General features: G+C 69.6%; 11 protein-coding genes. 2 read left to right on the plus strand and 9 right to left on the minus strand.

Features of this window, described 5'->3' with window-relative positions; genetic code table 11:
* Nucleotides 1–35 precede the first annotated feature (35 nt).
* Nucleotides 36–2,420: a glycosyltransferase family 2 protein gene (locus PQI07_RS32815; RefSeq protein ID WP_274928985.1), complete on the plus strand. Its 2,385-nt coding sequence runs from the start codon at nt 36–38 to the stop codon at nt 2,418–2,420.
* 70 nt (nt 2,421–2,490) lie between these two features.
* Here the strand turns inward: PQI07_RS32815 and PQI07_RS32820 are convergent, their stop codons facing one another.
* From PQI07_RS32820 to PQI07_RS32860, 9 genes are all read right to left on the minus strand, one after another.
* A complete protein-coding gene (locus tag PQI07_RS32820; protein WP_274928986.1) occupies nt 2,491–3,270 on the minus strand; it encodes a class I SAM-dependent methyltransferase in 780 nt (259 codons plus the stop codon).
* A 308-nt stretch (nt 3,271–3,578) separates the two neighbouring features.
* A complete protein-coding gene (locus tag PQI07_RS32825; protein ID WP_182593076.1) occupies nt 3,579–5,234 on the minus strand; it encodes an SGNH/GDSL hydrolase family protein in 1,656 nt (551 codons plus the stop codon).
* A gap of 23 nt (nt 5,235–5,257) precedes the next feature.
* Nucleotides 5,258–6,502 carry a discoidin/SUN/FTP domain-containing protein gene (locus PQI07_RS32830; protein WP_274928987.1) on the minus strand — a complete coding sequence of 415 codons (1,245 nt, stop codon included), beginning with the start codon at nt 6,500–6,502 and terminating at the stop codon, nt 5,258–5,260.
* Nucleotides 6,503–6,575: 73 nt separating this feature from the next.
* Nucleotides 6,576–7,925 carry a coagulation factor 5 8 type domain-containing protein gene (locus PQI07_RS32835; RefSeq protein ID WP_274928988.1) on the minus strand — a complete coding sequence of 450 codons (1,350 nt, stop codon included), beginning with the start codon at nt 7,923–7,925 and terminating at the stop codon, nt 6,576–6,578.
* 254 nt (nt 7,926–8,179) lie between these two features.
* Nucleotides 8,180–9,130, minus strand: a complete 951-nt coding sequence (gene argC, locus PQI07_RS32840) for an N-acetyl-gamma-glutamyl-phosphate reductase (protein ID WP_274928989.1) — start codon at nt 9,128–9,130, stop codon at nt 8,180–8,182.
* Between the two features lie 169 nt (nt 9,131–9,299).
* Entirely contained in the window at nt 9,300–9,785 is a 486-nt protein-coding gene (gene rpsI, locus PQI07_RS32845; RefSeq protein WP_043356850.1) for a 30S ribosomal protein S9, read from the minus strand.
* Between the two features lie 2 nt (nt 9,786–9,787).
* Nucleotides 9,788–10,249 (minus strand): 50S ribosomal protein L13, encoded by a 462-nt coding sequence (rplM, locus tag PQI07_RS32850; RefSeq protein WP_043356851.1) that lies wholly within the window; start codon nt 10,247–10,249, stop codon nt 9,788–9,790.
* A gap of 691 nt (nt 10,250–10,940) precedes the next feature.
* Nucleotides 10,941–11,555 carry a CoA-binding protein gene (locus tag PQI07_RS32855; RefSeq protein WP_051045094.1) on the minus strand — a complete coding sequence of 205 codons (615 nt, stop codon included), beginning with the start codon at nt 11,553–11,555 and terminating at the stop codon, nt 10,941–10,943.
* 56 nt (nt 11,556–11,611) lie between these two features.
* Nucleotides 11,612–12,910, minus strand: coding sequence for a nucleotide sugar dehydrogenase (locus PQI07_RS32860; RefSeq protein ID WP_052083562.1), 1,299 nt, complete (start codon nt 12,908–12,910; stop codon nt 11,612–11,614).
* A 189-nt stretch (nt 12,911–13,099) separates the two neighbouring features.
* On the opposite strand from PQI07_RS32860, the gene PQI07_RS32865 reads away from it, so the two are divergent.
* Nucleotides 13,100–13,366 (plus strand): hypothetical protein, encoded by a 267-nt coding sequence (locus PQI07_RS32865; protein WP_043356855.1) that lies wholly within the window; start codon nt 13,100–13,102, stop codon nt 13,364–13,366.
* Nucleotides 13,367–13,494: the final 128 nt, after the last annotated feature.

The raw sequence follows: 13,494 nt of genomic DNA on the forward strand, positions 1-13,494 counted from the left end.
GCGGCCCGCTGACGCGCGTTCGAGGGATCTGATCGATGCAGGACGGTGCAGGAGAGGCCGCGCCGGCGCTCGAGCCGTGGCAGGACGATTTCGCGACGATCTACGCCAGCGGCCTATTCGACCATATCGGCTACGCGACGTGCTATCCCGACGTGGGTCTCACCGACCTGTCGCCCCTCGAACATTACGTGAAGTACGGTGCCCGGCTCGGGCGCCGGCCCCGGGCCGACTTCACCGCGCGGCCGGACGAGACCTTCGACGGCAGCTTCGTCAATCCCTTCGCGGCCTGGATCCGGGCTCGCGCCGAGACCCAGCCCGCACCAGCCTGGAACCGGCCGGTCGTCTCGGTCCTGTGCATCACCTACAACCAGGCGGCCTTCATCCGGCAGACCCTGGACAGCATCCTCGGTCAGGCCACGGACTTCCCCTTCGAGCTGCTGGTCGGCGACGACCGCTCCACCGACGGGACCGCCGAGATCGTCGCCGAGTACGCCGCGCGCCATCCCAACCTCGTGGCGGTCCTGCGCAGCGAGAACCTCGGCCCGAACAGGAACTTCGCCGACCTCACGGAACGCTGCCGCGGCGAGTTCGTGGCGATCTGCGAAGGCGACGATTACTGGACCGACCCGCGCAAGCTCCAGCGCCAGGTCGACTTCCTGCGGGCACGCCCGGAATTCACCCTCTGCTTCCATCGGGTGCGGGTGGTCTACGAGGACATGCCGGGGGTCGAGGAGCTGTACCCGAAGCAGTGCAGCCCGCAGCCGTCGCTGTCCGACCTCGTGGCCCACAACTTCGTCCAGACCAACAGCGTGCTCTATCGCTGGCGCTACCACGGTGCCGAAGCGTTCGCGTTCGACGAGGGCATCGCCCCGGGCGACTGGTACGTCCACCTGATGCATGCCGAGGTCGGGCGCATCGGCTTCCTGCCGGAGGTGATGGCGGTCTACCGCAAGCACGCCGCCGGGATGTGGGCGACCTACGCCACCGAACTCGCCCGTCACAAGAAGCTCGGCAATTCCGAGATCGCGTTCTTCCGCAAGCTGCGCGGCCATTTCGGCGGCCGCTACGCGGCAGGCTACGAGGCCGCGCAGAAATCGATCTTCCGCCGGCTGGCCGAGGCCTATCTCGACGAGGAGGACGTCCCGAGCCTCGGACGGCTGATCGAGGCCAATCCCGACATCGCCCGGGACGCCCTGGGCGATATGGGCCTCGACGCGCCGGACGACCTCTCCGGCGAGCCGGAGGCCCTGCGCGCGTGGCTCTTGGAGCAGCTCACCGTCAGCGTCATCGTGACGGCCTACAACCATGCGGCCGATATCGGCCGCTGCCTCGACGCGATCCTGCGGCAGCGCGGCCTGTTCCGGATGCAGGTGGTGATCGGCGACGACAAGTCGACCGACGGGACGGCGGGAATCGTCGAAACCTACCGGGCGCGCGACCCGGAGCGGATCGAAGTGCGGCCCCGGCCTCAGAACCTCGGCATGCTGCGCAACATGCAGGATTGCCTCTCGGCCTGCACGGGCCGCTACGTCGCCTTCTGCGAGGCGGACGACTACTGGCTGTCCGACCGCAAGGTCGCCATGCAGATGCGCATGCTGCGCAACGACCGCAGCCTCGACATGTGCTTCAACTGGGTGCTGCTCCACTACCCGGCCACCGGCTCCTACCTGCCGCACGACGAGCAGGGCCGCTACCCGACCGGTACGATCAGCTTCCCGGTGCTGGCCAATTCGCCGCTCACCGCCAATTTCTCCTGCTGCTTCTACCGCGCCGAGGCCCTGCGCCGGGTGCCGGAGGCCTATTACGAGAACGCGTCGGCCGCCGACTGGCTGATGAACCTCTACGTCGCCGACAAGGGGCGCATCGCGTTCCTGCGCGAATTGCTCTCGGTCTACACGGTTCAGGCCAAGGGCCAGTGGTCGGGCCTGCCGGAGGACATGAAGAACGCCCGGATCGCCCAGTACCAGAAGGAATTCGCCGGGATCTTCGGCGAGGGGCGCGGCTTCGAGAAGTACGAGGTCGGCTGCACCGTGGCCGAGCTCGACGGCGAATTGCCGGATTCCTTCGCCCGCGCCAACCTCGAAGCCCCGCAGGATCGGGTCTGGGCCGAGATCCAGGACGGGCAGGTGGTGCTGGCCGGCTGGGTCGTGTCGGCGAGCCGCGCCAAGGCGACCCTGGTCGTGGAGGTGGACGGCGAGGTCCAGCGCATCCCCGTGGACGTCCACCGGCCGGACGTGATCGCGGCGGTGCTCGGCGACATCCCCACCACCATGGAGGAGGCCCGCTGCGGCTTCCGCTTCACCCTACCCTACGCCCTCCACCTCGAGGTGCTGATCTCGATCGAGGTCGAGCACACGGTGGTGCCCTGGCTCTCGGTGATCTTCACCCACCGGGTCAAGCGGTCGGGTCAACAGGGGTAAAGCCCGTCCCCCGAGCCGACGGCGGTCCGGCCGCCTCAGGCTGCCTTCTCGCTCAGGCTGCCTTCTTCGCTCAGGCTGCCTTCTTGGCCACCAGGGAGTTTCCGCAGGCCAGCTCCTCCCGGGCGGATGCGGGCAAGGCCTCAAGCCACCTGCGCCACTGCTCCCCTTGAACGTCGAGGGCCATCAGCTCTCCGACCGTCATGTTGAGCAGTTCCGGCCGGATCTCGGCGGGCAGATGGTGGTTCAAGGCGCCCAGCACCCAGGAGACCGTGTAGGCGACCGTCTGGTTGACGAACGTGTCGCACAGCTCGACCTCGAACCCTTCGTCCTCGAAGATGGTCTTGAGCCCCTCCCGCGTCGCGTTGAAATAGTGGCTCGGGTAGCCGTGAACGGGTTGCAGGAAGGGCCAGTCGATGAAGACCGTCCCACCCTTGCGCAGCATGCGCCGCATCTCCCGGACGACAACCCAAGGCTGTCGGGTGTGTTCGAGGACGGCGAAGCAGCCGATGCCATCCAGAGTCTCGGATCGGATCGGGTACGGGCGGGTCGGATCGACGACGAGATCTGCCGAGCGGCTCGGGTAGACTTCCACATTCAGAACATTGTGGAAAAGGATGTCGCCTCGATATCCGCATCCGAGGTCCATAAACAGCTTGTCCGGCTGGACTTCGACGAAGTGCGTGAAGATTTCGGGGAGATTGCCCTGGCTCTCGCTCTGGTAAGTCTCGAGATCGTAGGAGCGATCGGTGGTGAAGAGCGGAAATGTTCCTGCCTTCGACTGGTGCCACGGCTCCTCAAGGATATGTCTGAAGCGCTCGAACTTGGCCGCCCGATCCTCGGAGCTGATCATCGGAACGATTTCCTCTCGGACTGCGACAACCTAGAGAAGATCGACCATCCTCAGCAAAACGTAAACACTCTCCGAATGGGCGAAAAAAATTGAGATACGGCATCCAGAAGTTGCCGGCCTCGGAGGGCTGGCCGCCCTGCCGACGACCGGGGCCCGGAAGCCGGTGGCATGTTCTTCGGTGTGCAGATTTCGACGATGCCCGGTTGCCGCCGCGACGGGGGCGGGGCCTCGTTTGCCGGCTCCGGGAACCGGGCTCTCCGTCATCCGCTCGACGGCTGAGCGCCGGCTGAGACGGAGCCGCGGCGGCCCTATCGCCTGCGGCCGCCCGTCAGGAAGCGGCGGACCCGCGCCATGGGGGAGCGGGGTTGCGCGAGCAGCCGCCGCACTTCGACAGCCAGCCGCGTCGCGACGATCTCGCGGGCGGGATCGTCGTAGTGGACGATGTCGTAGAAGGTCCCCTCCTCCCGGTCGCGAAAAATCCCGCTGAGGTCGAGGGCCGTGAAGGTGCGCCGGTAAGGGCGCCGCGCGGCGAGCTGCGCGGTGAAGGCCTCCAGCTTGGCGTATTGCCGGTCGAGATAGGCCAGGAACGCCCCCGAGGCGACGCCGCGCTCCGCTTCGGTGAGGTGCCGCTTGCGCAGGATCGTCGGCTGCAGGACGCTGACGATCGGCACCTGGTGGTCGTGCGACAGCTTGGTCAGCCGGTGGGCCGCGAGCGCGTAATGGTGGATGATGGCATCCTCCCAGCCGGGGCTCTGCCAGCCCACCTCGGCGCGCAGCCGCTTCAGCTCCTCGTAGATCAGCGTGATCAGCGCCTCGTAGGACAGGCCGTCCTCGCGGGCCCGGGGATCGTGCGTGTCGAAGAAATGGTCGTAGAGCCGCTGGGTGATGAAGGCGTTGTAGGGATGGCCCGGCCGGGGATCGTAGGTCCAGGGCTGGAACAGGTCGGTGCTGCCGCTGAGCACGAGGATCGCGTCGGGAGCGTAGGTCACGAGACGCGACCAGATCAGGTGCGTCATCTGCGTGAGGCAGCTCGACATGACCCCGAAATTGTAGACCTTCGCGCTGTCGAGCCCCTCCGCCCGCAGGATCCGTTCGAGGCGGCCGGGAAGGGTGTTGGCGATGTCGCCGCCGTCGATGGTGGTCGAATCGCCGACGACCAGGATCCGGGTCTCGCCTTGCGGCTTGCGCTCCACGATGGGGGCGGCGTTGAGGAAGCCGTCGGCGTCGAACGGCACGCCGTAATGGCTGGCACCCGGTTTGCCGGCAAACTGGATGAACGGGCTCGGATAGCGCGTGTTCGAGTCGAGATAGCCGAAATGGTGCAGGAACTTGCGCCGGCGTACGGCGTCCTCGCTCTCCGGCGGCGCCCAGATCTGCTCGACACCCGGGGCCGTCAGGGCCGCCATCATCGCGTCCCGGAGCGCCGCATAGCCGGCGGCGTTGAGCCGGAGTCCGTCGTCGCTGAATCCAGGCCTCAGCGCGCCCGTCTCGGTGGCCAGGACGGCGTCGTAGTCGATGAACTGCGCCCCGTAGGTCCCCACGTGGTCGCGCAGCCACGCGTTGACGTCCCCGATGAGCGAGACCGGTAATCCGGCCGCGCCCGGCGCGTCCGGATCCACCGGCGGGATCGAGCCGACCCAGGTCCGCACGTAGAGGTCGCGTGCGTCCTGCAGCATGGCCGCGATATCGGCCACGATGCGGTCCAGCGACGGCACCCGATCGCGGTTCAGGATATCGTCGCGGCCGCCGATGAGGTGGAGGCCCCGCGCGCCGTAAAGCGCGATGTCGGAGCGAAGCCGCCGCACCATGTCCCGGGTCGACTGCCCGCCGATCCCCCGCGCGACCGTCTGAGGGCCGGAGAAGAGCGGCGGCGTCTCGGCCGTCAGGTCCGCCGTCACCGAATCGCCGAAGAACAGGATCGGCCCGAACGGAAACAGCGGTTTGTCCTGTGCCGGGGCGCTCATGCGGGACTGATGGCTCTGTCGTCTCAGCGCGCCGCGAAGATCTCGACCCCGTCGAGGTGCAGGTACTGCTCCTCGTCGAGATCGATCTTCAGGTAGCGGAACCGGGCATTGTCGAACCGCAGGTGGAGGGGCAGGCCCGGATGGCAATGGGCGTCCACGGCATCGAAGACGAGACGGTAATCGGTCTCGGTCTCGCCCAGCCAGACGCGCATGAATTGCGCCCGTTCGCTGAGCTGCCCCCAGCGATTGTAGATCCGGATCTCCGAGACCCGCTCGACCGCGCCGAGATCGAGGACGAACCAGGGGTTCCGGTCGAGCCCGGTGTGAAAGAAGAAGGACGGGTCGCCGGTGGTGCGCTCCCCGTAGGTGCCGGTCGTCCCCGACCAGGCAGAGGCGGAGCTCGCCCGCCAGGTCTTGCCCAGCGCGATGTTCTCCGAGGGACGCGCCGTCACCAGCGTGTCCGTCTCCAGCTCCTCGATCAGGGTCCGGATCTGCTTAGACGGTTGCCGCAGCGGCGGGATCTCCAGGTCGAGCTTGTAGATCAGGTTCGACAGGATGCTCTGGTCGAAGCGGTGGTCGATGAAGCCGTCGAGATCCGGCAGGCCCATCGCGTTGGGGCTGTCGGTGACGATGCGCGGATCGCCCGCGTAGCGCAGCCATTCGGCGACGAGGTGGCGGGTGGCGGGGCTCACCATGAAGGCGATCCAGGAGGCCTGGATCTGGTCGGCCTCCCAGTAGCGTTCCGCGTCGCAGTCCATCAGCACGAAGCAGTCGCGCTTGGTCCAGGCCCGCTGCGGCCGTCCGTGGAGCACACCCACCGCGACCCGGCGCTCCGAGCCGTCGAGCCACGTGAGCAGCGGCGCCACCGGCGGCAGCGGATCGTCGCCCACCGCCTGCATGCCGGTGTCGCTGAAGACGATGAAGTCGCCGTCGCGGCGCTGCGCCAGCGCCTCGGCGATGACGTAGGGCTTCCAGGCCCAGTTCCCGGCGCCCCGGGACCGGTCGAGGATCCCCCGGTGCGCGCGGTAGAACGGCGTCTCGCGCAGCCGGTCGGGGGACCAGCTCTCGATCGTGTCGAAATCGCCCGTGGCGGCGGCCGCCGCGACCAGCCGGCGCTGGCTCTCGACGTAGTGATACTTGGCGGCGAAGCTGACCAGGGTGGCATGGCGCGGCCGGAGCCGACGCCGCTGCAGCATCAAGACCTCGGCGCGGTGCATGTCGAAGGCGTTGACGCGCAGGGCTTCCGATGGCTGGTCAGCGCTGGCCAAATCTGTCCTCCGACGGATGAGCCGGGCGCTTGTCACCGGTTTTGCCGGCTTCGGCAAGGCGGTCCCGGCGGGATCAGGCGTCGTCGAAGGCGAGGTTCTCGGTCGGGTAGTCGAGCATCAGGGCCCGCCGCTCGGGGGAGTTGTCCCATTCGCCCACCTTCGTGTAGGCGCCGGCCACGTCCAGCACCTCGACGACGCGCCCGATGGTCGGGATGCTCTTGAAGTGCTGCGGCCAGCCGGAGGCGAAGTAGAAGACCTGCTCGACATGCTCGGAGAGCTGGCAGACGCCCGGTCCGAAGGTGCCGAGCCCGAAGACGAGGTAGCGCCCGTTCATCAGCGCGGCGACGTCGTCGACGAGGGTGCCGCTCTGCGTCGTCAGGGGGACGCCGAGATCCGCGATCCAGGCTTCCAGAACCGGGATCACCGGGTTGAGCCGGTTCTCGAACACCATCTTGATCCGACGGATGCGGCCCTCCGACAGGAGCCGCCGGATGACCATCTGGTAGAAGGCGAGCGGCGGCTGCGGGTAGGTCGGCGCCACCCAGGTGCTGAAGATGTCCCCCGAGCGGATGTGGATCAGCAGCGCGTCGTCGGGCTTGGCGGGGATGGTCGGCGGCAGCCGGCTGAACAGCGGCCGGATGCAGGTTCGGACGATGTCCCGGGTCTCGGCGGGGCCGAGGGGGCCGGCGAGCTGCTGGATCCCGAGATCGAAATACATCCCCGACAGGAAGGCGCCGTCGTCCGGCAGGGGCGCGGAGCCGGGGATGAAGGTGATCCCGCCGCAGGTCAGCGGGCCGCTCAGCCCGATCACTTCGCTGCGGTCTGCGGCCGGGAGCTTGATGTATTTCAGGTTCAGGTTGCGGGCGATGCCGATGGCGAGCAGCAACTGGATCAGGCAGTTGCCGAAAGCGCCGCATTCGTAGAGCGCCAGCCCCACCAGGGCGCGCGAACGCGGCCGCTCGGCGCTGACGAGGCGGTAGGAGACGTAAGGGTTCGCGCCGGGCCGCTCGTCGGCCATGTCGAAGGGCACGTCCAGCACGCGCCGCAGGACGATGAGGTCGAAATCGGCCTGCGCGCACAGGACCTGCACCGCAGGCAGGCCGCTTCCGGCGGGCGCGTCCAGGGTGACGCGGACATGCCGCGCCCAGGCGCCCTCCCCGGCTCCGAGGATCAGGGCCGCGGCCTCCGCCCCGCTCTGGGAGGCGTCGAGGTCGGGCGTGCGCCAGACCTGTCCGTCATCGGACAGGGCGAGGCTCGGCCGCGCGGCACAAGCGGTTCCGATCTCGACGCGTCGAATCGGGCATCGAAAGCCGAGATCGACCTGCAAGCCCAGGGTGCCGCGCGGCAGGGCGGTCTCGTCCGCCGCAGCGTCCCTGCTGCGCCAGGGCCGGCCGAACGCCACATCGATCAGGTCGCCGTTCATCGCCTCTCGCGGTGCGAAGGGAGCGGTTCGAGGGCCTTGCCTCACGGCCTTCTCTTCGCCGGCGGCGTCCCCTCTGTCGAGGAGGGCCTGAGGCTCGCGTTGCCGCGTCGTGCTCACGCGGAGCCCGACACGGTCCTCGACGTCTTGCGCGCGGCGCGACTCGAACGGGACGCGGCACGCCGCCAAACGGCGCGCGGCCCTCGATTCCTTCGCTCCGCGCGCAAAGCCGGGGCTGATGCGTCTGCTGCCGCCGGCTAGCCGTCGAGCCCGAGCATCAGCCCGAGATTCTGCACGGCCGCCCCGGAGGCGCCCTTGCCGAGATTGTCGAGCCGGGCCACCAGCACCGCCTGCCCGTGCTCGGACGAGCCGAACACCCGCAGCTCCAGCCGGTCGGTGTCGTTGAGGTCCTCCGGCTCGATCTTCTCGCGGTGCGCGCCGGTGGCGGCGCCCGGCACGACCTGCACCAGCGGCTGACCGGCGTACCAGTCGCGCAGGGCGGCCTCCAGGTCGGCGGCCGCCGGCCGGCCCGGCAGCGCGTCGAGATGGAGCGGCACGCTCACCAGCATGCCCTGCCGGAAGTTGCCCACGGCCGGCACGAAGATCGGCCGGCGGGTCAGCCCGCTGTAGCGCTGCAGCTCCGGCAGGTGCTTGTGGGCGAAGCCGAGGCCGTAGAGCTGGAACGGCGGCGCCGTGCCCTGCGCGTAGGCCTCGATCATGCTCTTGCCGCCGCCGCTGTAGCCGCTGACCGCGTTGATGCTGATCGGGTGATCGGCCGGGATCAGGCCGCCTTCCACGAGCGGGCGCAGGAGCGCGACGCCGCCGGTCGGGTAGCAGCCGGGATTGGCCACCCGCCGGGCGCGGGCCACCGCGGCCCCCTGCTCCCGGGTCAGCTCGGGGAAGCCGTAGGTCCAGCCCTCCGCGACCCGATGGGCCGTGCTGGCATCGAGGACGCGCGGGCCGCCGCCGGGCAGGCTGTCGGCGAGCGCCACGGTCTCCTTGGCGGCCTCGTCCGGCAGGCAGAGCACCACGAGGTCGACCTCGGCGAGCAGCGCCCGCTTGGCTTCCGGATCCTTGCGGTGCTCCGGCGCGATGCTGCGCAGGGCGACCCGCCCGTCGCGCTCCAGGCGCTCGCGGATGCCGAGGCCGGTGGTGCCGGCCTCGCCGTCGATGAACACGGTGGGCTTCTGTACGCCGTCGCCAGCCATCGTCCGTCTCGCTCTCTCCGAAAGGCAGTGCCGCCCGAGTCGGCCATCGCGGCCGGGAAACTGGTGAGCGCGGTGCGACAGCCTGTCAACGGCCGCGCCGCAGCCCCGAAACGCGAAAGGGCGGCTCCCGCAGGAACCGCCCTCTCCGTGACACCGGTGTGACCGGATATCAGCGCTTGGAGAACTGGAAGCTGCGGCGGGCCTTCTTGCGGCCGTACTTCTTACGCTCGACCACGCGGGCGTCGCGGGTGAGGAAGCCTTCGCGCTTCAGCGGGGCACGCAGCTCCGGCTCGTAGTAGGTCAGGGCCTTCGACAGGCCGTGGCGCACCGCGCCGGCCTGACCGGAGAGGCCGCCGCCCGCCACCGTGACGGTGATGTCGTACTGGTCGACGCGACCGGCGATCTCCAGCGGCTGGCGCAGGATCATGCGCAGCACCGGACGGGCGAAGTAGGTCTCCACCGGGCGCTTGTTGACCGTGACCGTGCCGTTGCCGGGCTTGATCCAGACGCGGGCGACCGCGTCCTTACGCTTGCCGGTGGCATAGGCCCGGCCCTGGGCGTCCAGCTTCTGGACGTGGATGGGCGCTTCGTTGGCCGGATCGACCGCGCCGGTGTTCGACCGGTTGAGGTCGGCGAGGGACTGCAGGGTCGCCATGATCAAGCGCTCACGTTCTTGCGGTTGAGGGCGCCGACGTCGAGCGCCTGCGGCTGCTGGGCCTCATGCGGGTGCTCGGAGCCCTTGTAGACGCGGAGGTTGCCGAGGATCTGACGGAAGAGCGGGCCGCGGGGCAGCATGCGCTCGACGGCCTTCTCCACCACGCGCTCGGGGAAGCGCCCCTCGAGGATGAACTTGGCCGTGCGCTCCTTGATCCCGCCCGGATAGCCGGTGTGGTAGTAGTAGCGCTTCTGGACGTACTTGCGGCCGGTGAACTTCACCTTGTCCGCGTTGACGACGATGACATGGTCGCCGCAATCGACGTGGGGCGTGTAGGCGGCCTTGTGCTTGCCGCGCAGGCGCATCGCCACGATCGACGCGAGGCGGCCGACGACGAGGCCCTCCGCGTCGATCACGATCCACTTCTTGTCGACCTCGGCGGGCTTCAGCGAGGTGGTCTTCATAGCCAAATCCCAGGGGTTCCGACGGACCAGGGCCCCGACGCGTCGGGATCCGAGAACATCGGGGTGCCGAAAAACGAGCCGCCGCGTGGGGCACACGCGGCGGCGGTGGCCAGTGCATAGACGGGCCCGGATGCCGGGTCAACAGCGAAATCGGAAATCGCGAAAAGGCGAGCAATCAGAGCGGCTTGGCGGTTAAGGTATCAGAATACCACATCAAAGCGGGCACGGGACCGCGGAGGGCCGGCTCGGCTCTCCCCGTCACCGCCGCATCGTGAGGGGCCGGAGAGCGGCGGAGGCCTCCTTCAAGGCTCGCTGCGCTCACGCCTCGGAATCAGGGTGTGGGGTGGGCTGACCCGATCCGGCGGGAATCGTTCCCGATCGCGCTGAGGCGGGGGCGATAACCGGGCCCGTTCCACGCGATGCGCGGGTCCCATCTCCCGTGCGGCAGAGGGACAGGGTGAGGGATCAGGTTCGTCCGGACGAGGCTCGCCTGCCCGAGCCGTGATGGTGCGCTCGACCGCGAAGCGTCGTGTCCCTCACCCCAACCCTCTCCCGAACGGGAGAGGGAGGATGGCGCGGATGTCTCGAACGGAATCGCCTTCCTTCCAGACCGTCGCAACGCGATCGGACGCGGCGCTGCGAATGGGGCGCTGGCCACGGGGCGCTGTCTCGGACCGTATGAGGATCGGATTCAGTCGCCCCGCCGGCCCCGCTCCGCGATGGTCAGCTTCTGGACGCCCTTGGCCGCCAGCACCGGTTTCCGGGCGCTGAGGATCCGGGAATTCACGCCGGTCCAGCCGATCTCGCCCGAGAGCCGGCCGTACTCGATCTTGGGGCAGCGGTTCATGATCACCGTGAGGCCGCGCGCCTCGGCCCGGGCGGCGGCCGCGTCGTCGCGCACGCCGAGCTGCATCCAGATCACCTTCGGCGGCGGGCTGAGCGCCAGCGCCTCGTCGACCAGCGGCCCGGCGGCGGCGGAATTGCGGAAGATCTCGACCATGTCGATCGGCCGGTCGCCCAGGCTGGCCTGGACCTCGGCCAGGGAGGCCGCCACCCGGCGCCCGAGCAGGTCCTGGCCGGCGAGGCCGGGATTGACCGGCGTCACCGCGTAGCCGCGGTCGAGCAGGTATTTCAGGACGATCCAGCTCGGGCGCGCCGGGTTCGCCGAGGCCCCGACCAGCGCGATCGTGCGCGTGGTGTTCAGGAGGGCGCGGATCTGCGCGTCGGGGTAGCGGGCGTGGCGCTCCGCGAGCGCCGCCAGGTCGCCGGGCGCGGGCTGCCGGTGATCGTGGCCGGTCTCGTCCATGGCTTGTCCCCTCGTCGTCCGGATGATCGCAATGCTTGCCGGCGGCCCGGCAACGGTCACAGCCGCCAGACCTCGTAGCCCAGCCGTGCGAACGCCGCGCGCTCGTACAGCGCCTTCACGTCCACGATCAGGCCGCCGGGCTTCACCCGGGCGGCGATCGCCTCCGGCCCGAGCCGGGCATAATCCCGGTGCGGGACCGCGATCACGGCCGCGTCCGCGTCGGCGGGCAGGTCGGCCCAGTCGACGAGGGTGATGCCATACTCGGCCCGGGCCTCCGCCGATCCGGCGCGGGGATCGTGGACCGACACGGCGCAGCCGAATTCCTCCAGCTCCCGCACGAGGTCGGCGACCTTCGAGTTGCGCAGGTCCGCGCAGTTCTCCTTGAAGGTCAGGCCGAGGACGATGACCCGCGCCCGCCCGGCATGGCCGCCGCGCCGGACGATCCGCTTCACCGTGCTGCGCGCCACGTGGGCGGCCATGCTGTCGTTGATCCGGCGCCCCGCCAGGATCACGTGGGGATGATGGCCGATCATCGCGGCCTTGTGGGTGAGGTAGTACGGGTCCACGCCGATGCAGTGGCCGCCGACCAGCCCGGGGCGGAACGGCAGGAAGTTCCACTTGGTCCCCGCCGCCGCGAGGACCTCCTGCGTGTCGAGGTCGAGCTTGTCGAAGATCAGCGACAGCTCGTTCATGAGCGCGATGTTCAGGTCGCGCTGGGTGTTCTCGATGACCTTGGCGGCCTCGGCCACCCGGATGGACGAGGCGGCGTGGAGGCCCGCCTCGATGATCGACCCGTAGAGGGCCTTCAGCCGCTCCAGCGTCGCGGGCGTGTCGCCGGCGACGATCTTCACCACCTTGGCGAGGCTGTGCTCCCGGTCGCCCGGATTGATCCGCTCCGGCGAGTAGCCGACGAAGAAATCCGTCTTCCAGCGCAGGCCGGAGGATTGCTCGAGGACGGGGATGCAGACCTCTTCGGTGGCGCCGGGATAGACGGTGGATTCGAACACCACGGTCGCGCCCGGCCGCATGTGCCGCCCGACGAGGTCCGAGGCCCGGATCAGCAGGGTGAAATCGGGGCTCTGGGCCGCGTCCACCGGGGTCGGGACCGTGACGATGATCACGTCCGCCGCGCTCAGGGCGGCCGGGTCGTCGGTGATCGCGAGGTGCCCGGCCGCCCGGAACGCCGCCGCGTCGATCTCTCCCGCCGGGTCGTGTCCGGCCCGGTAGGCCGCCACCTTGTCGGCGGCGCGCTCGTAGCCGATCGTGATCCGCGCCCGGCCGAACGCCAGGGCGAGCGGGAGCCCGACATAGCCCAGGCCGACGATCGCCACGCTGTCTGCCGAGCTGTCCGCCACGCCGGATCCCTCTGCGGGCTCGGAAGGCGCCGATGACGGTCCGGCCGCCGGGCGCGTATAGGGGCGGCCCGGGCCCGCGTCGACTCGCTTCGGCCCGCGCGGCGCGTCGCCGGCCGGTCGCGGCGCACCAAGACCACCTGACCGACGGGCAGAGACCGATCGAGCCCGGGGCGCGCATGAGGCGAGACGATGCCTGACCTCCGCTGGACCGAGGGGCCGGTCCACTGCACCGACCTCGTGGACGGCACCGGCAAGGTCTTCGGCTATGTCGGCCCGTGCGCCGCGGGCATGCGCGGCTACGTCGTCCAGTCCGGATCGGAATGGCCGCCGCGCCCGGCCGCCTTCGCCGATCATCCCGCGGCCGACGCGGCCCGCGCCTGGGTCGAGGCCGAGGTGTCCGCGCGCGCCTTTCGGCCCGTCCGCATCATCCGGGAGACCGGCGCGCCGGTCTCCTGATTCCCCGGGGCGGTTCAGGACCGCGTCAGCCTCGCCCGGCTTCGCTGCGACGCGGGATGCCGGTGGTGCCGGCGCGTTCGGGCTCCGGGGCGCAACGTGCTATGAGCCCCGATCGCCCTGTCGCGGGC

Source organism: Methylobacterium sp. 092160098-2, from assembly GCF_028920805.1.
GTDB lineage: Bacteria > Pseudomonadota > Alphaproteobacteria > Rhizobiales > Beijerinckiaceae > Methylobacterium > Methylobacterium fujisawaense.